The following is a 23,610-nucleotide window of genomic DNA, read 5'->3' as shown; positions in this document are numbered from 1 at the left end:
AATTCAAGGCATCCCCTAGGCACCCCCTGTTTTAACCCCGAATCCGCACATCAAGGCAATCAATCCACGTTTGGAGTCCAACTTGGCCTTTCTTTTAGGTATAGTTATTTTGAAGACATCGTCTTCAAAATATTCTAAAAGGAGGCTGTTTTTAATGGCTAGAAAAATACCAGTCAAGTTGATTATGGAACTCAGAGAGCAAGGGCTCTCGAGAAACATGATTGCTAAGACAAAAAGAGTCGGGCGTGATTCTGTCAGCGAAGTCTTTCGACGTGCGGATGAGTTAGATTTAACTTACGCAGATATCCAAAACATATCTGAACAAGAAGTTTATCAAAAATTCTTTCCCTCCAAGCACCAATCAGAGGCGCTCTATACCTTGCCTGATTACGATTATGTGCAAGAGGAACTTAAGCGTGTAGGTGTCACACTGAAGTTGTTGTGGACTGAGTATGTCGATGCATGTAAGAAGCAGAAAAGCATTGCAGTTGGATACAGTAAGTTTTGTGAAGACTACAATAAGCATATTGACCAATATAAGCTCACTAATCACTTAAAACATAAACCTGGAGTTTCTACTCAAGTGGATTGGGCTGGAGCGACAATGCAACTCTTAGACCCTGAAAGCGGGGCCTTTATTGAAGTGCATCTCTTTGTGGCTGTTCTACCTTATAGTCAATATACTTACGTTGAAGGAACCCTCGATATGACCAGTGATACTTGGATTCGTTGCCATGTTAACCTCTTTAATTTTCTGGGCGGTACAACCATTCGCCTGATTAGTGATAATCTAAAGACGGGGGTTATCTCATATCCTAAAGAAGGCGATATTATTTTGAATGCCCAGTATGAAGGTTTAGCTGATCATTATGTCATGGCGATTATGCCGACGGGCGTAAAGAAACCTAAACAAAAGGCTGCCGTTGAAGGAGGCGTCAATCAAACTGCGATGGCAGTTATTGCTCCTTTGAGAAATGAAATCTTTACTCGTCTTGACGAACTCAATGACGCTATCATGACACGTATCACACTCTTTAATACAACACCGTTCCAAAAACGAGAAGGAAGTCGCAAACAAATTTTTGAAACCGTTGAACACCCAACCTTGCGCCCCTTGCCGTTGGTACCGTATGAAGTGGCAGAATGGGTCTATGGTCGCAAAGTAAAACTAGACTGTCACATTACTTTCCAAAAGAATAACTATTCCTGCCCTTACCAATATGTTCGCAAACAGGTGGATTTACGCGTGACAGATCGTCTCCTTGAGGTTTATTACAATCAAGAACGTATCGCGACTCATAAGCGCTTCCCAAGCTATTTAGAATATCAATTCTCGACAAGCCCTGAGCATTTGCCCGAACAATTCAATCGTCCTCAAGTGAATGATACCTTGCTGTTGAATCAAGCCAGAGCAATCGGACCCTTCACACACAAGGTGATTCAAAGAGTCTTTGAAACAGTACCATTAAAAGAACGAGGCTACCAACCCAGTCAATCCATTCTCAAATTAAGTCAATCTTTTTCGAATGAAGACCTTGAAACGGCTTGTCACATCGCCTTAGAGCGAATTCATTCCCCTAGATATCGTCATCTCTACGCCATCTTAACCAATCCAGTTCAAGCTCAATCCGAAGAGAACCACGAACCCGAGCCGCCAATGGGCTTTGTTAGAGGAGCAGCCTATTACGGAGGTGAAGATCATGATTAACAGTGAAAGTATCCGTAAGTTGAGACAGCTTGATTTAGAACCGCTAGTGAGTGCGCTAGAAATGCAGGAACTGGAGAATGATTCACTCACCCTGACCTTTGATGAACGACTCCAATTAGCGATTGATTATCTCTATCAAGAGAAATATAACAAGAAAGTCCATGGATTGATCAAACGGGCTAATTTCCGCTTGCCTGAAGCTGATGTCACCTCCATCTACTACGAGAAGCGAGAACTTAAACAACAAGTGATTCAAGAACTGGCTAGAGGAAATTATCTTCATCGGTATAGAAATGTCGTTTTTCAAGGATTCACAGGCTCTGGGAAAACATATTTAGCCTGCGCTCTAGGTAAAGAGGCTTGTAAGTTAGAAGTTCGAACCCGTTATATCCGACTTCCTGACCTTCTGGTCGAACGCGATGAAGCCACGCTTAAACCCAGTGGTATGAAAAAACTGATTACTAAATATTCGAACTATGGCCTGCTTATCTTGGATGAATGGTTGTTAGAAGACTTATCAGACGAGGATTTAAAGTTTATCTTTGAAATCACTGAGAAACGTTATCAATCAGGTTCAACTATCTTCTGCACTCAATTTAGGAAGAGCGACTGGCATCAACGACTAGGTGGTGGGGTTCATGCTGATGCGATTATGGACCGAATTGTTCATAACTCGGTGTGGTTAGATGCTGGCCAATTGAATATGCGTGAACATTTTGCCAACCAAGAATAAAACTTCATTCATAGCCATGCTCCATGAGTATGGCTACTCTCTTGCCTTGAAGCGTGGACTCATTGCCTTGAATTGGCTACAGCCGGACTTGATGCTGCGTATAGGTGGGCTTGAGAGCGCGGAATAAACAGCTGGTGTTAAATTATCTATTCGTATCCTTTTTGGCACGCCTCCAGCTTGTTTAAATAGAATACTAAGGCCGTGTAGAAAACATTCTTGATTTTCAGAAGGTAGGGGCACTGAAAAACCTGAATTGCTATTTGGAAAAGACATTACTAAAGCATGGATATCAACAATTTCACCATCTTGAACCGCCTCCATTACTCCGAAATCCACTTGTGCTTCACAAGGAGGGTGTTCCAATCTTTCATAACCGTTGTCCTTTTCTTCTTGATGAGTATTTTCCCATTCGGAAATAAAGTAGCAAACCGTTCGATATGATCCTGGAAAACCTAAATCTGTATTTGGCAAGTGTAAAATGTATGAAACGGCAGCCCTTTTTGTAAACCACTTGCCAACCTCTAATTTTTCATCATCATAGACTCTTTCATTCGTTTACTTTCACCCCCAAACAGAATGAGGTGGGAGTGGTGGATTAGGCGATCCACTACGGCTTCCGTTAGAATCGGATCGCCAAAGACATGGTTCCACTGTCCGAATTGAAGATTGGTAGTAATGATAATGCTCCGTTTTTCATAACACATAGATATCACTTGAAACAGTAGTTCTGCACCTTGCTTATGCAATGGAATATAGCCTAGCTCATCTAATATTAATAGATCAAGCTTATCTATTCTGTTAAACAGCCTGGTCAACGTACCTTTTTCATTCGCTTCCAACAGCTCATTTGCCAATGAAGCAACGGTATAGAACTTCACTCGCTTGCCATACTTCTGTATGACATTGATTCCTATGAGCGTAGAGAGGTAGGTTTTACCTGCACCTACTCCACCATAAAAAATCATATTTTCCTTTGCCTCGATAAATTCTCCTTCTAATACCGATTCTTGACTTAACCCCTGACCCAATTGAATATCTGTCCAATCAAAAGGGTTACCAGACACGTTCGGCAGCGTTGCCGTTTTGAATAATAGGTTTATCTTACGCTCCTCACGCTGTTCCACTTCCTTTTCAAAAAGTGTTAATAAGTATTGTTGAGGATCTTCTATGTTCACCGTATGGAAATTCTCACGAATCCAGCTGAGTTTTAATCGCTTTGCGTACTCCTGAATCATTTCATGCATTATGCCTGCCTCCTTTCAGAGGAAAAGAAGACATCATATTTCTTAATCCCTCGCTCAGCGACTGGCATGACTGGGATGCTAGGCTTCATCTCCAACGTATCACGATAACCTCGCCCGTGAATAAGTTGATGGAAAACCTGTTTGATTGATTCGGAAGATGGATGGCTCCTTTTAGAAGCTATCTCCAACGCTTCTGTTGCCTTTTCTAAACTATGTTCTTTCAGTAATGTTGATAATAGTTTGAGAGCTTCTTTCTTCTCCTCAACGGTGCATTCATTCAAATAGCTTCGCCAGCGTTCCGGTAATTGGCCATAGAACGTCGTATATTTCAAAGCTGTTGGCCTTGTGGCCATAAGAGATAGGTAGGGTTGCCATACCATTGATTTTGATGCATTTCCGTAGATTCGGTTATGTCTTACAATTTTTTCGTATCTATCCGAAAGGATAGTAACTTGATCATATGTGATTGCCACCAAGACTTTTTGTTTTGCGTAACGTGGGGAAGTGGAGTATTTTTTTGTATCCACTTGGACAAACCCATATTTATCAGCTTTCAAAGTTTCATAGCGTACACAACTATACTCCTTGGCCGGTAAGTGTAAAAATGCATGCTTATCTTCTTCGAATAATTTACTGATTTCTTCCTTTTTCTCATAATGTTGGCGATGACGATCTTTTTCAGCTTCTCCCCACAACTTGGTATTGAATTCGTCTAATTGAAATACTCTTCGTTCTGGTAAGAAGAAATTATTACGAACATACTTAACCATTGCTTCCACATGACCTTTTTCATTCCCTGAACCTGGATTACAAAATTCATATTCGAAACCGTAGTGTGGGTATTGCCATCAAATAGCTCCACCCGTGCCAATGTGAGCTCCGCCCTTTGCCAATTTTTGCTCCACTTGTGCCAAATATAGCTCCACCTCATTTAATAGCACTTAAAGCCCCATAAAAGGGCTTTAAGCTTGGAACACCTTATCGTATTCCCATACGCTCGCGCATGGAAATTTGCCCATCTATGAGGATATGGTAGGCATTGTGAACGATGCGGTCTAGTATGGCATCTGCTAACTGGACACTTTCAATTTTTTGGTGCCAGCCCTCTGGAGCGAATTGTGAACAGAAGATAGTAGAAGTTTTATTTAATCGTCCTTCTATCACTTCTAGTAAATACAGGGAGTCCTCTTGACTAATCGGAGTCAGTAGCCATTCGTCAAGAATTAAGAGTTCATACTTACTGTAACTCTTTATGATTTTACGATAGGGTCCACTTCCATCACGTTTGGCGATCTTTAGCTCATCAATCAACTCTGGTAGCCTAATATATTTGACCCGTTTGAATTGCCTACAAGCCTGGATACCGAACGCATTAGCTATCCAAGTCTTCCCATTGCCAGATGCTCCCATAAGGATGATATTTTGTTTATTTTCTAGATAGGTTCCTGTCGCTAATCGTTGAATTAAATCCCTATCTAAATGACGGTCGGCATGATAATGAATATTTTCAATATAAGCTTCTGGATTGGAAAAAGTAGCTTGATTGATTAGCCGATTCAACTTATTGTTCTGCCTCTTGGCATATTCGTGGTCAATCAATAAAGTTAACCTTTCTTCAAAGCTCATGGCTTGGTAGTCTTGGTTATTCATTTGCTGCTCATAGGCTTCAGCCATCCCGCTAAGTCGCATGACTTTCATTTTATTTAGTGTTTCTTGTTTAACCATTATTTTTTCCTCCCAAAGTAATCTGCCCCTCGGACAAAACCGTGTTGTTCATCTTGTTTTTGTTGAACTGCCTCTTGATGGGTGGGGCGATTCGTTTCTTCCTTTATGATTTGTTTAAATGTCGATAAAGTCGGTTGCTTAGCGATGTCCAGTAGGATTTCACTCGTCTGTTCTATTATAGCTAGCGAATGTTGCTCCTTTAATCGTTGAATGCCTGCGATCATTCTTAGCGCTCGCTTCTCCACCTGTTGAGCTAATATCTTATCAATCAGTGCTTGGGTTGCTGGACCGATTGTTTGTGCCCAATTCCGGCTAGAATCGGGAGTGTGATCCAGATAGAGCCGATGATGGTCAGGCATATGATCCTTGTTCGTGCTATAAATTCCTATGTCACCATGAATTCGTTTATGAGATGCAATTCGCCCCTGATTGAAGTAAACTTCTAGTAAGTCCTGAGTGAGGCGTACCTCGACCTGACTTTGGATGTATTCATAAGGGACGGAGTAGTAGTTCTTGTCTACTTGGATATGATAATTAGTTTGGACTTTAGCTACTCTCCAGTCCGTTAGTTGAAATCGGGGTTGTCTAACCGGGGTGAGATATTCCCATTCTTCTTCTTCGAAGACGCTCTGTCTTGAGCCAAGCTTCTTTTGGAAAGGGGCAGTGGTAATTTCTTCTAACTTCTGAAAAATCAGCTCATTTAATTCATGAAGATAGAAACACTGGACATTCCTCAAGGCGGCAATGATTTGACGACTCGCTAGCCCGACACTTGATTCAACAGATGGTTTGTCTTTCGGTTTTTCTACACGTGCTGGGACAACAACGGTTCCGTAATAATCAGCTAAATCTTGATAAGCAGCATTCAGCTTAGGCTCCGCATAGTTGGGCGTTTGAATCCCCGTTTTCAAATTATCTGGAGACAAGAGTTCTGGGACACCATTGAAGTACTCAAAAGCATGAATGTGAGCAGTCAACCAACTAGGAGAAGTCATATCTAGAAAGCCTTCCACATAGAAATGCTGACTGAATGGCAGACAAGCCACAAAGAGATAAACATCAATATCAGGGCCACCAGCTAAATCTTTTAAAGATAAAGTTGCGCCCGCCCAATCTACTTCTAATATTTCGCCAGGCTTCCGTTTCAATGGCATCGTGACTTTATACTTGCGAGCATAGTCTCCGTAGAAGCGACAATAAGATCGATAGGAATAGCCCATCAAGCCATCCTCTTTAGCGCGATCCTTATACTCCTTATGTAATAAAGTCAGTGACATGTGCTTCTTCCCCAATTCCTTATGAACATATTCCCAGTCTTCTTGATAATAGCCTTTGGCTACCGGCGTCTTTTCTGGAAAAAGAAAGGTCTCCAACCATTGATTGGTCATCTCATCTTCAAGAGAACTTAAGTCTCGAGCTTCAGCTCTTTCAACCACCTCCCTAATTGTGTGTCTGGAACTACCGACGAGACTTTCAATTGTTCGCTGACTCGTTCCTGAAAACGTCAATTCCAGTATTCTGCGATAATTAATCACAAAAAATACCCCCTTATAATATATTCATGCTGGAATTCAGCATGTAAGCCTATTATAAGGGGTTTATTCATTTAAGTGGGGCTCATATTGGCAATGGGTGGAGTCATTTTTGGCACAAGTGGAGCAAAAATTGGCAAAGGGCGGAGCTCACATTGGCACGAGTGGAGCTTTGGGATGGCAATATTCAGTAGTGTAAGACAAACCTTTCAAATCCCTCCGTCAGTTCACGTCTTCCATGAGGAAGAATCTTTTTCACCGCAGGTGATAAGTTATCAAAACGAACTCTTCTAGGTACACCCCCAAGGTGATGAAAGAATCGTTTCATGCCTTCCAAGAAACAGTCTTGATTCTGGGACTCAAACACCTGAACCAGAAATGCATTACTGTACGGGAAAGACATAACCAGATACGGAAGTTCTATGACTTCTCCCTCTACCTTAAACGGTGCCTCTCCAAAGTCTACCTGGGCATCCCCTGGACTTGCTTCTAACGGAAGAGCTGCCTCATCGTTTGCTTCCATCTCTTCAAGTAATTCTATTTTCCGCTTAGAGACATATGCTCTCACCGTTCGGTCTGAACCTTTAAATCCACACTCTTCCTTTAATAACTCCCAAATACGCTTCGCAGTTCTCCGATATTTCTTTTTCTTCTTCAAATCTTCCCTCAACCACTGATCCACAATCTCTTTCACCGGATCCATAACCGGAGAGGGTTGATGTTTCCTTCCTTTCAATTCAGGTTGGAATTCATCTAGATCCGCATATTTCTGTACGGTTCTTGGGTCTCTATTTGTTCTTCTCGCAACCTCTGCATATGTATGCCCTTTTCCGTTCACTTGTTGTCTGATATAATTAATTTCAGTCACTTCTAACACTCCTAATCTACCTCCTGCCAGAATAATGGGTCCAACAGGAAGTGTAGTTAATTATTGAGTTGTTAGCAAGTGGCTTTTTCTTTTATGCATGGCCCTATAGGACATGCATAAAAGAAGTGCCATAACCTACATTTTTAGTTTGCCATAAACACTAAATCCTGTAATTCTTCAAAAATACTCTTCTTTGTCCTTCTGGACTTTCTCTTTAATTTCGAATCCTCAAATAGCCACTCTGATACGATTTCACCCCATTTCTCTGTATTTGGCAAGTGTAAAATGTATGAAACGGCAGCCCTTTTTGTAAACCACTTGCCAACCTCTAATTTTTCATCATCATAGACTCTTTCATTCGTTTACTTTCACCCCCAAACAGAATGAGGTGGGAGTGGTGGATTAGGCGATCCACTACGGCTTCCGTTAGAATCGGATCGCCAAAGACATGGTTCCACTGTCCGAATTGAAGATTGGTAGTAATGATAATGCTCCGTTTTTCATAACACATAGATATCACTTGAAACAGTAGTTCTGCACCTTGCTTATGCAATGGAATATAGCCTAGCTCATCTAATATTAATAGATCAAGCTTATCTATTCTGTTAAACAGCCTGGTCAACGTACCTTTTTCATTCGCTTCCAACAGCTCATTTGCCAATGAAGCAACGGTATAGAACTTCACTCGCTTGCCATACTTCTGTATGACATTGATTCCTATGAGCGTAGAGAGGTAGGTTTTACCTGCACCTACTCCACCATAAAAAATCATATTTTCCTTTGCCTCGATAAATTCTCCTTCTAATACCGATTCTTGACTTAACCCCTGACCCAATTGAATATCTGTCCAATCAAAAGGATTACCAGACACGTTCGGCAGCGTTGCCGTTTTGAATAATAGGTTTATCTTACGCTCCTCACGCTGTTCCACTTCCTTTTCAAAAAGTGTTAATAAGTATTGTTGAGGATCTTCTATGTTCACCGTATGGAAATTCTCACGAATCCAGCTGAGTTTTAATCGCTTTGCGTACTCCTGAATCATTTCATGCATTATGCCTGCCTCCTTTCAGAGGAAAAGAAGACATCATATTTCTTAATCCCTCGCTCAGCGACTGGCATGACTGGGATGCTAGGCTTCATCTCCAACGTATCACGATAACCTCGCCCGTGAATAAGTTGATGGAAAACCTGTTTGATTGATTCGGAAGATGGATGGCTCCTTTTAGAAGCTATCTCCAACGCTTCTGTTGCCTTTTCTAAACTATGTTCTTTCAGTAATGTTGATAATAGTTTGAGAGCTTCTTTCTTCTCCTCAACGGTGCATTCATTCAAATAGCTTCGCCAGCGTTCCGGTAATTGGCCATAGAACGTCGTATATTTCAAAGCTGTTGGCCTTGTGGCCATAAGAGATAGGTAGGGTTGCCATACCATTGATTTTGATGCATTTCCGTAGATTCGGTTATGTCTTACAATTTTTTCGTATCTATCCGAAAGGATAGTAACTTGATCATATGTGATTGCCACCAAGACTTTTTGTTTTGCGTAACGTGGGGAAGTGGAGTATTTTTTTGTATCCACTTGGACAAACCCATATTTATCAGCTTTCAAAGTTTCATAGCGTACACAACTATACTCCTTGGCCGGTAAGTGTAAAAATGCATGCTTATCTTCTTCGAATAATTTACTGATTTCTTCCTTTTTCTCATAATGTTGGCGATGACGATCTTTTTCAGCTTCTCCCCACAACTTGGTATTGAATTCGTCTAATTGAAATACTCTTCGTTCTGGTAAGAAGAAATTATTACGAACATACTTAACCATTGCTTCCACATGACCTTTTTCATTCCCTGAACCTGGATTACAAAATTCATATTCGAAACCGTAGTGTAAGACAAACCTTTCAAATCCCTCCGTCAGTTCACGTCTTCCATGAGGAAGAATCTTTTTCACCGCAGGTGATAAGTTATCAAAACGAACTCTTCTAGGTACACCCCCAAGGTGATGAAAGAATCGTTTCATGCCTTCCAAGAAACAGTCTTGATTCTGGGACTCAAACACCTGAACCAGAAATGCATTACTGTACGGGAAAGACATAACCAGATACGGAAGTTCTATGACTTCTCCCTCTACCTTAAACGGTGCCTCTCCAAAGTCTACCTGGGCATCCCCTGGACTTGCTTCTAACGGAAGAGCTGCCTCATCGTTTGCTTCCATCTCTTCAAGTAATTCTATTTTCCGCTTAGAGACATATGCTCTCACCGTTCGGTCTGAACCTTTAAATCCACACTCTTCCTTTAATAACTCCCAAATACGCTTCGCAGTTCTCCGATATTTCTTTTTCTTCTTCAAATCTTCCCTCAACCACTGATCCACAATCTCTTTCACCGGATCCATAACCGGAGAGGGTTGATGTTTCCTTCCTTTCAATTCAGGTTGGAATTCATCTAGATCCGCATATTTCTGTACGGTTCTTGGGTCTCTATTTGTTCTTCTCGCAACCTCTGCATATGTATGCCCTTTTCCGTTCACTTGTTGTCTGATATAATTAATTTCAGTCACTTCTAACACTCCTAATCTACCTCCTGCCAGAATAATGGGTCCAACAGGAAGTGTAGTTAATTATTGAGTTGTTAGCAAGTGGCTTTTTCTTTTATGCATGGCCCTATAGGACATGCATAAAAGAAGTGCCATAACCTACATTTTTAGTTTGCCATAAACACCATTTCTCCTCATACATCATTCCTTTCTTTTCAAATACTTTTTCCTGCGGTATTTGATCTTCATCCGCATACTTCTTAGCAGTTCTCCAATTTATTTTCATAACCCTTTGAATCTCAGAGATCGAAAGACCTTTTTCATTTCTTAACTTTTTGATACAATTAATATCAGACATTGCTAGCATCCTCTCTTAACCTCCACTACAAAATTGCTTCGACACAATTAATGTAGCGGGACTTGGGGTGACTGGCAAGTCTATTTTTTTGCACAAAATTAGTGCAGGACTCTGCATTTTTTACTTGCAAAGCTCTGCACTTTTATTTGGCTCTATACTTTTTGGTGTGGATTTATAGAAATGACTCTGTTCATTCACACCTTTATAAATCAATACAAAAAGTCATGGAATTCCGATATAATCTAATTAGCGACTAAACTATTAGAAAAGAGGAACTCACATGACCTATTCAGATGATATCAGAAAATTACTTGAAATAACAGACCCTAATATCACTTTTATTGAAGGATGTTTGGATCAAGATTCCATTACATTGAACGGTGTCGTTTACCAGACTGTATCTGCTAAGCTTTCTTATGACCCAGTGGCTTGCCCCTGCTGTCATCAAAAAAATATTAATAACTCTATTTTGAAGCATGGCTTTAAGCAAGTAAAAGTAAAATATGCTTGTTCTCTTGCCTGTCCTAAATTAATTCTACTAAAAAAACAACGTTTTATATGTAAAGCGTGTAAGAAAACCTTTATGGCACAAACCAATTTAGTAGAGCCAAATTGTCAGATTTCTAACTTACAAAAACAACTCGTAAAAGAACAATTGAGACTCGTACAATCTGCTTCACTGATTGCTAAAAATACCTATGTATCCATTAGTACGGTCTTTAGAGTACTCGATTCCTTGGAAACGCAGATGAAACCACAAACGAATACCCTGCCAACCACTTTATCATTTGACGAACTACGTACAACCAAATCATGTAAAGCAGAAATGTCCTTTATTTATGCCAATGCTTCTACTCACCAAATATTAGATTTATTAGACAGTCGTCAACAAGCGGATATCAAAAAACATTTTTTCCGTTTCCCATTGGACGTACGCCGTCAAGTTGAATGGATTACGATGGACATGAATCTTCCCTTTATTAGCATGATAAAGACACTGTTCCCATGTGCTAAGATTGTGATTGACCGGTTCCATATCATTCAATTACTCAATAGAGCCCTTAACAACCTAAGGATTCAAGTAATGAATCAATATAAAAAGAAACCCTCGAAATGTGATTATAATAAGTTGAAAAAATTATGGAAATTACTTCTTAAAAACCGAGAAGATCTAGATTTTGAGAATTATCAAACCCATCGCCTGTTCGATGGATTAGTGACTGAAAAAATGATGGTAGAATATCTACTTTCGCTTGATATAGGGCTTAGAAATGCCTATGAAAAAATAAATGATTTCAAATATGCCATTATGACACACGATGTCGAATTGTTTCATTATGAACTTCAAGAAATAAAAAAATATTCCTATCGTCAAGTGATTCGTACAGCGTTTAACACGATTACACGCTATCAAGAGTATATTACCAATGCTTTAACCGTCACATTGTCAAATGGACACCTGGAAGCAACCAATAATATCATTAAAACAATCAAACGAACAGGACATGGTTATACTAATTTTAGACGTTTAAGATTAAGAGCACGCTATATTTTGTTAAGTAAGAACTGCACAAACCAAGACTATCGCCCTTTATATTTTAGTCAAGAAAAAGAATCAAAGACAAAGAAAACCGCTTAATTAGAAAAAACGGCCGTTCAACACAATTGTGTTGAACGACCAAAAATTCCGTGACCCACACCATTTGACAAAGAGCCTTTTATTTTGCCATACACACACTATATAATTACTTTTTTAACGGAAGAAACTTATATATAATGCTTTTTATAAATTTAAATATCTCCATAGTTGTTTTGTCTTTAAAAAATAACAATATACCAACGTAACAAATTATACCCACAATAACACAGATTAAAAACTCTATTAAAACAGAAAACATAAGTATTCTTTTTAATAATATTATAACTATGAACATTAAAATTCCAACAGATAAAAATCTTAAAACTATTATATCAAAAAGATAAATTTTAAGTTTATACTTAATATTAATAATTAAATATCTTATAAAAAAAGCCAAAAATTCAGAAATTGACAATGTGATTGCAGCTCCATACACACCATATACTTTAATCATTAATATATTCAAAATTAAACTTACAAAACTTGAGAAAATTGATGCCCTAAGTCCCTCTTTTTCTAAACCTAAAGGTACGAGTATTTGTCTCTGTAGATAAGCAGAAAGTGGGGAAAATATAACAACAGGTGATGACAAAATTACTAATGAGCTGAAATACGAATACTCAACGCTTCCTAGTAAATACATTAGTTCTTTTGATAAAGAAGCAATACCAAACATTAAAGAGATACTTATCCATAGAATCATTTTTTGAACTTTTGATTGAAGTAAATAAAATTGTTCTTTATTCAAATCTGAATAATATGCAGCTCGAGACATTGTTGCACCTGAAATTGAATCAGCAACTGTTGCAGCTGATCTTACTATTGTTTTACTTCTTGTAATAAATGCAACATTATTGATTGTTGATAAAAAACCTAAAATTGTAGAATCTACACTCGCATAGATATTGATTATAAAATTAGTAACAAAAAATGTGAATAAAGGTTTAATATGTTTTTTTAATGTCATATTATTAAAAGAGATTTTTACGAATTTTCTTGAATGTAAATAGTTTAAAATTCCGTTACCGCTAATTGACAACATATTTAACAAAGCATATCTTGTGTAATCATCCCTATTTTTTACAAATAAAAAAATTAATAAAATTGTAAAGGTTTTAATTATTAAACTTCGGATAGTTATATAATGATATTCTTCTAAACCTTGAAAGAACCAATCAACATTCAATACACTTAAAAATACATTCATCATAACAATTTTATGTAATACATTCTCTTCATGGAAAAATTCAATATAGAAGATAGATATAAAAATTAAGATGCATGAAAGAAAAGCCATAATTAATTTTATTGATATTAATTCTGAAAATGTTTTACTTAATTTATTTCTATCATCTCTTGAACGTGATATTTCTCTTACACCATATATATTTGTTCCAAATATACTTAAAATAATAAACCATTCAGCTAAATTACTTGAAAAATTAACTTTTCCAAGGTTAGTAGCCCCCAACACTCTAGAAACATATGGAGCGACAATTAAAGGATATACAATATTAATTCCACTATACAAAAAATTATATACAGAATTTAATTTAAGTGAATTTTGTTTTTTCATTTTTTCTCATCAACCTCAATAATACATCGTAAATTACCAACAAAAAAACAGTAAATATTAAATATGATAATCCATCCTTGAAGAATAGGCTCCAACATAAATACCGAATAAAGTCCAATAAATACTCCAATAAATAATTGAGTCAGAACATCTTTAGGCAAAGTAATTATTCTATTTAATAAATCTTTTAAAGAATATATACAAAAGATTATTAATGGAGTTAAAGCTATAATTCCGACATCATAATGAACATCTAACCACAGATTATGAACATATTTTAGTGGTATTTCAAACTCTCTACCACCAAAAGGATGTATGAAAAAATTATCTAACGAAATTTTCCATGCATTAATTCTGGCATCGTTGTTGATTCCTTCATTTATTAAACGATTATAAAATGATGAATTTAACCAAATATTATTTACAATTTCTTCATTATTAAAATATACTATTACTAAAAAAAGGAGTACAATGCTTATACTGATAAGAAAACTGAGTAAACTTTTTATTGAATTTAGTTTTGTTAAGAAAAAGATAAACAAAACACTAAAAAATAAAAGAACACCTGTTCTACTTCCAATTTCTAATACTAAAAAAATAGATAGTAATGATAATATTGTAACTAAAATTTTTATTAATCTTTCTTCAAAAAAGGAAAAAGACCTATCAAATTTCATCAAACAAACTGGAAATAAAGCTAAAGATAAAGAAAGATAAACATTTATTCCTGTAGCAGCTATTGGTTGGTTAGACCATATAGATTGTAACATTCGTCTAGAACCAAAAGATCTATATGCTGCACTTATAGTTCCGAAATTTCTTAAAGTTTTTAAATATGAAAGAAAACAAAATAATGTTAGTCCTGAAGCAATTATGACAATTCCATAAAAAATGAATTTTTTTTCATTAATTGAGTTTTTGGGAAATATATAACCACAATAAGTAAATATTGGTGGTGTAATTAATACCTGCAATACAATATTACTACCAATATCTGGTAAATAAAGTCTAGTAAAAAATGCAAAAACTACTGAAAAAAATAAGATGTTCAAAAAAATAACTATAAATTTTTTACTAAATCGACGATTTTTTATATCCAATAATAGGATTGGCAAAAAAACTATAGGTATTAATATTATTATAAAAGCATTATTTAACGCATATAAAAATAAAAATGTTAATAATAAAAAAACAATGAATGGAGTGTTATATATTTTTTTTCCTAAATTCATTTTGTAACCTCCATGTTTATATCATCAATAAATTTCAATATTTTACTAGTTACTATGTTTTGAGTCTTATTTTTTAGAATAAAATCTTTGGCTTTCTTACCAAACTTATCTCTTTCTTCATCTGACCAACTTATTACTTCTATTAAAGCCTCTTTAAAGGATCCATTATTCATCTTATCAATATAATAAATATATTCATCATATTCTGAAGGAATTCCATCCAGTTTATTGGCGATGAGTATTTTTCCAGCAGCTAAATATTCAATTGTTTTTGATGGAAAAGAATATTTAGTATATTCTCCTATATTCGGTCTTGGATTCACAAGAATATCGGCATGATTTTGTAACTGCACGGCAATGGTGTTATCAACTTGTCCCAGATACACAATTCTATTATCTTGTTGAGATAAATTTTCAATATAACCAGCATCTTTTCCTGATCCACAAATGATTAAACGAATATTTTCATTTTTTATTTGATGAAAACCATTTACTAAATCAATTACTCCATATTCTTTTGAAATTCCTCCAGTATATACGATATTAGTATAATTATTATCAAGTATTTCAATTGAATTATGCTTGTTATTTGTAGGCATAGCTATTCCTTCAATAATTATACTAGGTTTATTACCTAAATTTAATTTTTGTTTCATCTGCTCAGTTAAAAGGATATAACCATCAAATTTAGTTACTATACTATAAATTAATTTACTATCAATTTTCTTAAAAGCCTTTTTAATAAATCGTTGATTTAAATCCATATATTCAGGCAAATCTGGTACAACAACTACAAGTTTAATTTTGGGATTAATTTTTTTTGCAAATAAAGCAGCTTTCAATAATGGAGTATGCAATGAGTAAACCAATAATGTATCTGATTCGTTTATTATTTCTTTATTTTCAGTCATAAATTTTCTTAGAGAAAAATATCTAGATAAATTTTTATATAAAACTAAATTATTAAATTTTAAAGAGTATATTGATAATTTAGAATTTATAATTTCGAAATAACTTCTAATTTTTTTTAGATTGTTTAGTTTCGGAAATGGTAGAATAAAAGGAACAGAAGCTACAGTGATTTTTTCAACATTCTCATTATCTGATAAACCATTTAAAAGGCGCCACTGAAATAAATCTGCAGCAATATCTATCCCTCTTTTACTATTTTTTACAAAAATATTTTTATTATCCTCAATATACATTCCTCCAAGAAAAAGTATTCTTTTTCTTACTTTATTACCCATATCGTTTCCACACCACTCTATTAACATAATCTGTATAACTCAAGATGATTCTTAAAACCTTATCCGATACGTTTGGCATACTATAGTCTGCTACCTGGCGTAGAGTTCCTACTTCTTGAGTTTCTAAGATTGCTAAACCTTGAAGAATTCTTTCTTTTTCTAATCCAACCATCATAACTGAAGCTTCTTCCATCGCTTCTGGTCTTTCATGGGCTTCACGTATATTTAACGCTTTGAATCCCATAATAGATGATTCTTCACTAATGGTACCACTATCGCTTAAAACTGCTTTGGAATGCAATTGTAATTGATTATACTCTGTGAATCCCATTGGTTTCATTAATTGTACTAATTCATGAAATTTTATTCCTTTGTTTTCAATCATTTTACGCGTACGTGGGTGTGTACTAACAATAACAGGCTTTTGATATTTTTCGGCAATAGTATTTAGAGTATCAACTAAATTTAAGAAATTACGTTCTGAGTTAATATTTTCATCTCGATGTGCTGAAACAACAAAATATTCATTTTCTTTAAGACCTAACTTTTCTAATGCATCTTTTTTCTTAATATCATCTAGTTTAGAATTTAGTACTTCAAACATTGGGCTTCCTGTTTTAATAACACGATCAGCAGGCAATCCTTCACGTAATAAATATTCTCTAGCAATATCACTATAAGTTAAGTTAATGTCAGCGGTATGATCGACAATTTTTCTATTTGTTTCTTCTGGCACACGTTGATCAAAACAACGATTCCCTGCTTCCATATGGAAAATTGGGATTCGATGACGTTTAGCAGCAATGGCACATAAACAAGAATTAGTATCCCCTAATACAAGAAAAGCATCAGGTTTTTCTTCCGTTAAAATTGGATCAATTGCTGAAAGAATATTACCGATTGTTTCAATTGGACTTCCAACTGCAGCATTTAAAAAGAAATCAGGTTTTCTTAATCCAAAATCTGCAAAAAACACTTCATTCAGTTCATAGTCATAGTTTTGTCCAGTATGAACAATAATATGTTCTACTGCTTCAGATTCTTCTAATTTTTGAATAACTGCCGCTAAACGAATAATTTCCGGCCTAGTTCCTACAACTGTCATTACTTTTAATTTTTTCATTTTTTACCTCTTCTATTTTTTAAATAGCTTTTTACTTTTTTGAAATTTAACATAATATACTTAATTGTATTAATTATATCTTCTAATGATTTTAACTTATTATCATAGCTCCAAATTTGATATCGATTATTCATCTTCAAATTTGAATCTTTACATTTATCATAAAGAAAAATATCAGAACCTTGAATACCATAGATTATATTCATTTCATGCGGTCTTAATTGAAGTTTATAAGATTTAATAATTTTAAATTTCAGTATTTTTGTAGTTAAAATATATCTTGTTTTACTATCTTCTTTTGTGCCAAACAAATCAATAGTTAAATCTTTATTATCTATTTCTGGAAAGTAACTAACTAAATTTTCATATTCAAAAAAAGCATCGTATTTACTTATTTCAGAATCTACCATTCCAAACTGATAATCTTTATATCTTTCATTACTTAATTTAACTTGATATTTTGTATCAAGCTTTTTATTATGTTGACCTGGTTCCGTAAAATTAGTTGTAAATGAAAAATATGGATAAACAAAGTATTTATTCATCTCAATAATATACTTTATATGAAACTTCAACCATGAAGTATCAGGCCAATTTCTTACATTTTTTGGTATTAATTCATTTTTAAAATTTCCATCATTATTTTTATACCATTCTATAAATTCATTCCATTGATTTTTTAACCAAATTTGGCCCCAAGATTGAGCATATTGCATTAAATACACATCGTATTTTGTTTTTACTGGTTCGAATGGCCTATTAGCTAACATTTGCCATTCATGATTATACAACGATATTCCAGCAATATTGTCATTATCTTTATAAAATTCAACACTTTGTTTAACATAAGAAAACAAATTTTTTGATACCAATAAATCATCTTCGAGAACTACAAGAGCATCAAAATCGTCTAATATTTCCCCACATTTAAGAACATGCTTTTTTAATCCCAAATTCTCACTATATAATTTAATAGTTTTCGAACCATATTTCCACTCAAATTCATTCGCCACCTTTAGTACTTTATGATTATCTATTCCTTCTCTTCTATCTATACTGATAAATAAAGGTAAATCAACATCTACTCTTTCTAATTGATTAAGGGAATTTAATAATCTCAATAAAGATTTTGGTCTATTAAAAGCAATTACTACGATTGCAAGTTTACTCATATTATATTACCTCAAAAGAAAAATTAAATACAAAATTATAATCTTTCAAAATGAAATTTCTATTTATTTTTACTACTTTATCTATAATATTTTTAAAAAAAATTGCAAAGTACATTTTTAAACCTCCTCATAGAAAGTATCTGGATTATTAGGGTCAAAAATCTCATTGGCCCACATAACAGTTACCATATCAGTCTTTCCTGTGTTTTCGATATTATGTGTATAACCAGTTGGAATATCTACTACTTCTAATTTTTCACCGGAAACTGGATATTCAATTACTTTATCTTCTCCTACTTTTCTAAAACGAATGACTCCTTCACCGGAAACAACTAAAAACTTTTCATTTTTAGTATGATGCCAATGTTGTCCTTTTACAATTCCAGGTTTAGCTACATTAATTGATACTTGTCCTCGTTCATCACTCTTTAAAAATTCAGTAAATGAACCACGTTGATCAACATTCATCTTTAAGTTATATGAAAAATCATCCTCCGGTAAAAAACTTAAGTAAGTTGCATATAATTTCTTACTGAAAGGATCTTGCATATCGGGAACAAGTAAGTTATTTCTACTTTCTTTAAAGGATTTAATTAAATCGGCTAATTCTCCAATAGAGACTTTATGTAAAGTTGGAACATAGTAATAATTGTTTTCATGATGACCTTCACCTTTAAGAGCTAACTTCAATTCATTAATAACATCATCAATATAGCATAGTTCAATTTCTGCTTTTGGATCATTAATTTGAATTTCGATATCACGTGCGATATTATGACAAAATGTTGCCACTACTGTGTTGTAATTAGGTTTTGACCATTTACCAAATAGATTTGAAAAACGATAGACATAAACGGGCACATTGTTCTCTTTAGAGTATTTAAATAATAAATCTTCTCCAGCTTTTTTACTTTCTCCATAGGGATTATCTCTTAAAGCTTGAATAGAAGATGAAAGCATTATAGGAGCTTTGTTTTCATGTTTAATCAATAAATCCAATAATTCTGAAGTAAAACCAAAATTACCTTCCATGAAATCTTCTGTTTTCTCTGGGCGGTTCACACCAGCTAAATGAAAAACAAAATCAGCTTCTTTTGTCCATTGTACTAATTTCTCTTTCGGAGTATCAAGGTCGAACTCAAATATTTCAATATCTTCTTGTCTAGATAAATCTGCGACCAAATTTCTACCAACGAAGCCTTTTGCTCCCGTCACTAATACTTTCATTTTATTTTTCCTCCCATTTTGCTAATTCTTCACTCACTAATGGTACTGTCAGTAATTTTTCCTTAATTTCCTCTACAGTCATTAATTCAGTATTATTTGAATTAAACTCTTCTAAGAGATTTCTTTCTTCATCTCCAGTTGTAAAATATTTATCATAATTCAAGTCTCTTTTATCTGCTGGAACACGATAGAAATTCCCCATATCGATCGCATTAGCGCATTCTTCATTCGTTAATAAAGTTTCGTACATCTTTTCACCGTGACGAATACCAATAACTTTCATTTCACTATCTGCATTGAATAATTGACGAGTTGCTTCCATCAAATCTCCAATCGTCGATGCAGGTGCTTTTTGTACCATTATATCTCCTGATTGACCATTTTCAAAAGCATAGATAACTAAATCAACAGCCTCTTCTAATGTCATGATAAAACGAGTCATCGACGGGTCTGTAACAGTTAAATCTTTGCCTTCCTTAATCTGATTAATAAATAAAGGAACAACCGAACCACGCGAAGCTAATACATTTCCATAACGAGTACAACAAATCATTGTTTTTTCTGGATCAACTGTTCTAGACTTGGCAACGACTACTTTTTCCATCATAGCTTTAGAAGTACCCATTGCGTTAACTGGATAAGCTGCTTTATCTGTTGAGAGACAAATAACTTTTTTAACCCCTGCTTCAATTGCAGCTGTTAATACATTATCGGTACCAATAACATTCGTTTTAACTGCTTCCATTGGGAAAAACTCACAAGACGGAACTTGTTTTAACGCAGCAGCATGAAAAACAAAATCAACTCCATGCATTGCATTACGAATACTATTAATATCACGAACATCCCCAATATAAAATTTTAATTTATCGCTATACTCAGGATATTCTTGTTGATATTTGTGACGCATATTATCTTGTTTTAATTCATCACGTGAAAATACACGAATTTCTTTTAAATCAGAGGTTAAAAAACGATCCAATACTGCATTTCCAAATGAACCAGTACCCCCAGTTACCAATAAAGTTTTATCTTTGAACATATTAAACTCCTTTTCTTCTAAAAATGTCTCATTATTGCATTATATGTTACTTCAACATCATAATTTTCTTTTAAATAACGATAACCATTATCACCTAATTTTTCTCGAACTTCAGGTATATCGAATTTATTCATTGTTTGAATAAATTTTTCTGAATCATTACTAGAAACCCAGTAACCAAAATTTCCTTTTTTGATAGTGTCTCTAATATCAGTAACTTGATCCGTTGCTGCTAATACAGGTAGTTTATTTTGTAGATATGTCAACAATCGTGATGGAAAATTTGGAATTGTAAATCGATAATCTAAAAAAATCAAACCAACGTCTGCTAACTTAACAATTTTATCAAAATCTTTTTTCGGAATAAAATCAATTAACTTTGTATTATTTATTTTATTTACTTTTAAATAATTATCTAACTTCGTATACTCGGTTCCAGTTCCAACTATTAGTATAAAATGCTTACTATTGTTTTCATTTTTCTTTATTACATCAATTAAAAAATCAATTCCTTGTGGTTTTCCTAAATTACCTCCGTATAGATATATCAATTTATCCATTGGAATATTTAGTTGTCTTTTTAAGCTTTCAATTTCAATATTATCCATTTGATTATATTCTTCAATTCGAATACTATTTGGATTTATTTCTACTTTATCTTCAATATTTTTATTATTTTTTATAATATAGTTTTTATTTTCCTCTGACATACAGCCAATTACGTCTGAGTTTAAATACAATTGCTTTTCTTTAAATCTAAAATATTTGTAAATCATTAAGTTTTTTGAAAACATTTTTAAATCTATAGCATTTTGTGGAAATATATCTTTAAGCAATAAATACGATATTGCATTATCTCTTAATTTAATATATTTTATAACATTGTTAAAGGTAATCGGTGGTGTTGAATAGAGGACTAGGTCGAATTGAACATCTGATAAATATTTTTTAATAGAACTAATAAATTGTTTCTCTAATCTTAATGTTGATATTCCTTTTTCAATAAAAGATGTTTTAGTAATATTTCCTGTTTTTACTCTTAAAAAATATACATTGTCCTTTTCTTCAAAAACAGTTTGCTTTTGTAATCTTTTTTCTAAAGGATGTACGACGAATACATTATGGTTTTCATCCCTAAATTTTCTGACTAAATCGGTATAAATTGAACCACTTGTATCAAAGGAATCAATTTTACCAATTGTTAAAAAAAGTATATTCATTCCTTTTAGCATTCCCTTTCAATTACATAAACCTCATTAAATTTCATCATATAATTATTTTCATTGTAATTACCTATATTTTTTTTATTCACTTTCCCGAGTAGATTATTTTTGATTAAGGATATATGATTAACTCCACTTTCATATGCATGTGGGTATCCACCACCAAATCTTGGATTAACTTCTGAAATATAATATTTTCCATCTACATTAAATACATCAATATCAATTTGACCTTTAAATCCTGATTTATTTACGAAATTAATTATTAACTCATTTAATTCATCGTTTTTAATTGAAACAGCCTTATCTGTTTCTCCGGATCTCATTTTTAATTTCTTTTTAGTAAAAATAGAAACAACTTCTTCTGAAATTAAGTCAATATATACATCTGCTCCAATTTCATCACCAACTAAAAATTCTTGAATTATCATATCTTCATGTCTTCTACAGATAAATTTTAAATAATCTATATCATCAATTTTCGCAACTTCTAAACTAGCACTTCCTTTAACAGGCTTTATTATTACTGGAAAATCCACTAATTTTTTCTCATAATCTTCCATAAATTCTTCTAATGTTAAATAAGACTTAGCGGTATTAAAATCATTTTCTATTAACCACTTATACATCTTATATTTATCCAATGCTAATTCACATACTTCATATGATGATCCAATTACTTTCACACCTATATCAGCAAATTTTTGACCATTTTTAGATAATATTGAAAGTTCCGGGTCTATTAAAGATAGAACTGCAGAGATATTTTCAGTCTCACAAATTTCTAATATCACATTCATATAGTTTTTATCATTTATACTTGGTACTACATAAAATTTATCAGCCTCATATATAGCAGGAGCATTTAAACTCATGTCAGTTGCTATCACTTTTCCTAATCCATTAAACTCTTTTTTAAAATACTGTACAATTTTATTTCTGGTACCTACACTTAATAATAATATATTCATATTTTTACCTTTCGTAGTTGATATTTTCTTCATATACTTAAGAGTATTACTATCAATAACCGTCGCCTTAAAATCTAGTTTTTCATATAAATTTTTGGCAGATTCATTTGAAGAATGTGTATGTAAATAGACATACTCCATTTCGTTATCTAAAGCTTCTGCAAAGAACAATTCAAGTAAACACGTCGCAATTGATTGCCCTCTAAAATCTTTATCTATACCTAACACAGATATATAGGCTTCTTTGGTCTCGTAATCATTTGTATAACCCGCGACCAATCCTATTATTTCTTTATCATCATTTTCGCAACAAATAACCTTTCCTTTTGAAAGTAATTTTTCCCATAATCTAGTAAATTTACCTTTTCTGAAAGTGGTATTGGAAAATCATTATTAATCTTTTCTAAAAAATTAACCACTCTAGTTAAACTTATTTTCTCTTTATTAATAATATA

Annotated in this window: 21 protein-coding genes and 1 pseudogene; 3 read left to right on the top strand and 19 right to left on the bottom strand. The window is 34.0% G+C overall.

Annotated features, from left to right (window positions below):
• Window positions 1–154 precede the first annotated feature (154 nt).
• Complete coding sequence (gene istA, locus CYJ72_RS09545) at window positions 155–1,708, top strand: IS21 family transposase (RefSeq protein WP_284629604.1); 1,554 nt, start codon at window positions 155–157, stop codon at window positions 1,706–1,708.
• Window positions 1,701–2,441, top strand: coding sequence for an ATP-binding protein (locus CYJ72_RS09540; RefSeq protein ID WP_284628647.1), 741 nt, complete (start codon window positions 1,701–1,703; stop codon window positions 2,439–2,441). The genes istA (CYJ72_RS09545) and CYJ72_RS09540 overlap by 8 nt, the downstream gene beginning before the upstream one ends.
• 33 nt (window positions 2,442–2,474) lie before the next feature.
• Here the strand turns inward: CYJ72_RS09540 and CYJ72_RS09535 are convergent, their stop codons facing one another.
• The 9 genes from CYJ72_RS09535 to CYJ72_RS09495 form a co-directional block, all read right to left on the bottom strand.
• Complete coding sequence (locus CYJ72_RS09535; RefSeq protein WP_284629603.1) at window positions 2,475–2,912, bottom strand: hypothetical protein; 438 nt, start codon at window positions 2,910–2,912, stop codon at window positions 2,475–2,477.
• Window positions 2,913–2,962: 50 nt separating this feature from the next.
• Window positions 2,963–3,685: an IS21-like element helper ATPase IstB gene (gene istB, locus CYJ72_RS09530; RefSeq protein WP_066125666.1), complete on the bottom strand. Its 723-nt coding sequence runs from the start codon at window positions 3,683–3,685 to the stop codon at window positions 2,963–2,965.
• Window positions 3,685–4,455, bottom strand: coding sequence for a Mu transposase domain-containing protein (locus tag CYJ72_RS09525; protein WP_284629601.1), 771 nt, complete (start codon window positions 4,453–4,455; stop codon window positions 3,685–3,687). Before CYJ72_RS09525 ends, istB (CYJ72_RS09530) begins: the two co-directional genes overlap by 1 nt.
• Window positions 4,456–4,663: 208 nt before the next feature.
• Entirely contained in the window at window positions 4,664–5,410 is a 747-nt protein-coding gene (gene istB, locus CYJ72_RS09520; RefSeq protein ID WP_284629599.1) for an IS21-like element helper ATPase IstB, read from the bottom strand.
• Window positions 5,410–6,945, bottom strand: a complete 1,536-nt coding sequence (gene istA / locus CYJ72_RS09515) for an IS21 family transposase (RefSeq protein ID WP_284629597.1) — start codon at window positions 6,943–6,945, stop codon at window positions 5,410–5,412. The genes istB (CYJ72_RS09520) and istA (CYJ72_RS09515) overlap by 1 nt, the downstream gene beginning before the upstream one ends.
• 184 nt (window positions 6,946–7,129) lie before the next feature.
• Entirely contained in the window at window positions 7,130–7,819 is a 690-nt protein-coding gene (gene istA / locus CYJ72_RS09510) for an IS21 family transposase (protein ID WP_284629595.1), read from the bottom strand.
• Window positions 7,820–8,138: 319 nt separating this feature from the next.
• Window positions 8,139–8,861, bottom strand: coding sequence for an IS21-like element helper ATPase IstB (istB, locus tag CYJ72_RS09505; protein WP_066125666.1), 723 nt, complete (start codon window positions 8,859–8,861; stop codon window positions 8,139–8,141).
• On the bottom strand, window positions 8,861–10,378 hold the full coding sequence (istA, locus tag CYJ72_RS09500; RefSeq protein ID WP_047186307.1) for an IS21 family transposase: 1,518 nt from the start codon (window positions 10,376–10,378) through the stop codon (window positions 8,861–8,863). Before istA (CYJ72_RS09500) ends, istB (CYJ72_RS09505) begins: the two co-directional genes overlap by 1 nt.
• Window positions 10,379–10,472: 94 nt before the next feature.
• Complete coding sequence (locus tag CYJ72_RS09495) at window positions 10,473–10,703, bottom strand: hypothetical protein (RefSeq protein ID WP_284629589.1); 231 nt, start codon at window positions 10,701–10,703, stop codon at window positions 10,473–10,475.
• A 280-nt stretch (window positions 10,704–10,983) separates the two neighbouring features.
• On the opposite strand from CYJ72_RS09495, the gene CYJ72_RS09490 reads away from it, so the two are divergent.
• Window positions 10,984–12,342 (top strand): ISL3 family transposase, encoded by a 1,359-nt coding sequence (locus CYJ72_RS09490; protein WP_284629587.1) that lies wholly within the window; start codon window positions 10,984–10,986, stop codon window positions 12,340–12,342.
• A gap of 106 nt (window positions 12,343–12,448) precedes the next feature.
• Here the strand turns inward: CYJ72_RS09490 and CYJ72_RS09485 are convergent, their stop codons facing one another.
• The 10 genes and pseudogenes from CYJ72_RS09485 to CYJ72_RS11605 all read right to left on the bottom strand — a co-directional run.
• Window positions 12,449–13,918, bottom strand: coding sequence for an oligosaccharide flippase family protein (locus CYJ72_RS09485; protein WP_284629585.1), 1,470 nt, complete (start codon window positions 13,916–13,918; stop codon window positions 12,449–12,451).
• The gene (locus tag CYJ72_RS09480; RefSeq protein ID WP_284629583.1) at window positions 13,915–15,150 is read right to left on the bottom strand and encodes an O-antigen ligase family protein; all 1,236 of its coding nucleotides are present in this window, start codon (window positions 15,148–15,150) and stop codon (window positions 13,915–13,917) included. The genes CYJ72_RS09485 and CYJ72_RS09480 overlap by 4 nt, the downstream gene beginning before the upstream one ends.
• The gene (locus CYJ72_RS09475) at window positions 15,147–16,397 is read right to left on the bottom strand and encodes a glycosyltransferase (protein WP_284629581.1); all 1,251 of its coding nucleotides are present in this window, start codon (window positions 16,395–16,397) and stop codon (window positions 15,147–15,149) included. The genes CYJ72_RS09480 and CYJ72_RS09475 overlap by 4 nt, the downstream gene beginning before the upstream one ends.
• Entirely contained in the window at window positions 16,390–17,520 is a 1,131-nt protein-coding gene (gene wecB, locus CYJ72_RS09470) for a non-hydrolyzing UDP-N-acetylglucosamine 2-epimerase (protein ID WP_284629580.1), read from the bottom strand. Before wecB ends, CYJ72_RS09475 begins: the two co-directional genes overlap by 8 nt.
• Window positions 17,517–18,692, bottom strand: coding sequence for a glycosyltransferase family protein (locus CYJ72_RS09465; protein ID WP_284629578.1), 1,176 nt, complete (start codon window positions 18,690–18,692; stop codon window positions 17,517–17,519). Before CYJ72_RS09465 ends, wecB begins: the two co-directional genes overlap by 4 nt.
• Before the next feature lie 117 nt (window positions 18,693–18,809).
• Window positions 18,810–19,919 carry a capsular polysaccharide biosynthesis protein CapF gene (locus CYJ72_RS09460; protein WP_284629576.1) on the bottom strand — a complete coding sequence of 370 codons (1,110 nt, stop codon included), beginning with the start codon at window positions 19,917–19,919 and terminating at the stop codon, window positions 18,810–18,812.
• A 1-nt stretch (window position 19,920) separates the two neighbouring features.
• Window positions 19,921–20,961, bottom strand: coding sequence for a polysaccharide biosynthesis protein (locus CYJ72_RS09455; RefSeq protein ID WP_284629574.1), 1,041 nt, complete (start codon window positions 20,959–20,961; stop codon window positions 19,921–19,923).
• Window positions 20,962–20,978: 17 nt separating this feature from the next.
• Window positions 20,979–22,181: a glycosyltransferase family 4 protein gene (locus CYJ72_RS09450; RefSeq protein ID WP_284629572.1), complete on the bottom strand. Its 1,203-nt coding sequence runs from the start codon at window positions 22,179–22,181 to the stop codon at window positions 20,979–20,981.
• 5 nt (window positions 22,182–22,186) lie between these two features.
• Window positions 22,187–23,155, bottom strand: a complete 969-nt coding sequence (locus CYJ72_RS09445) for an ATP-grasp domain-containing protein (protein WP_348651924.1) — start codon at window positions 23,153–23,155, stop codon at window positions 22,187–22,189.
• Between the two features lie 72 nt (window positions 23,156–23,227).
• A pseudogene (locus CYJ72_RS11605) lies at window positions 23,228–23,473 on the bottom strand (GNAT family N-acetyltransferase); the annotation flags it as partial.
• Window positions 23,474–23,610 lie beyond the last annotated feature (137 nt).

Source organism: Globicatella sanguinis, assembly GCF_002847845.2.
GTDB classification, from domain to species: domain Bacteria; phylum Bacillota; class Bacilli; order Lactobacillales; family Aerococcaceae; genus Globicatella; species Globicatella sanguinis.
Note: the sequence above shows the minus strand (reverse complement) of the source record. Positions and strands in the feature narration are given on the sequence as shown.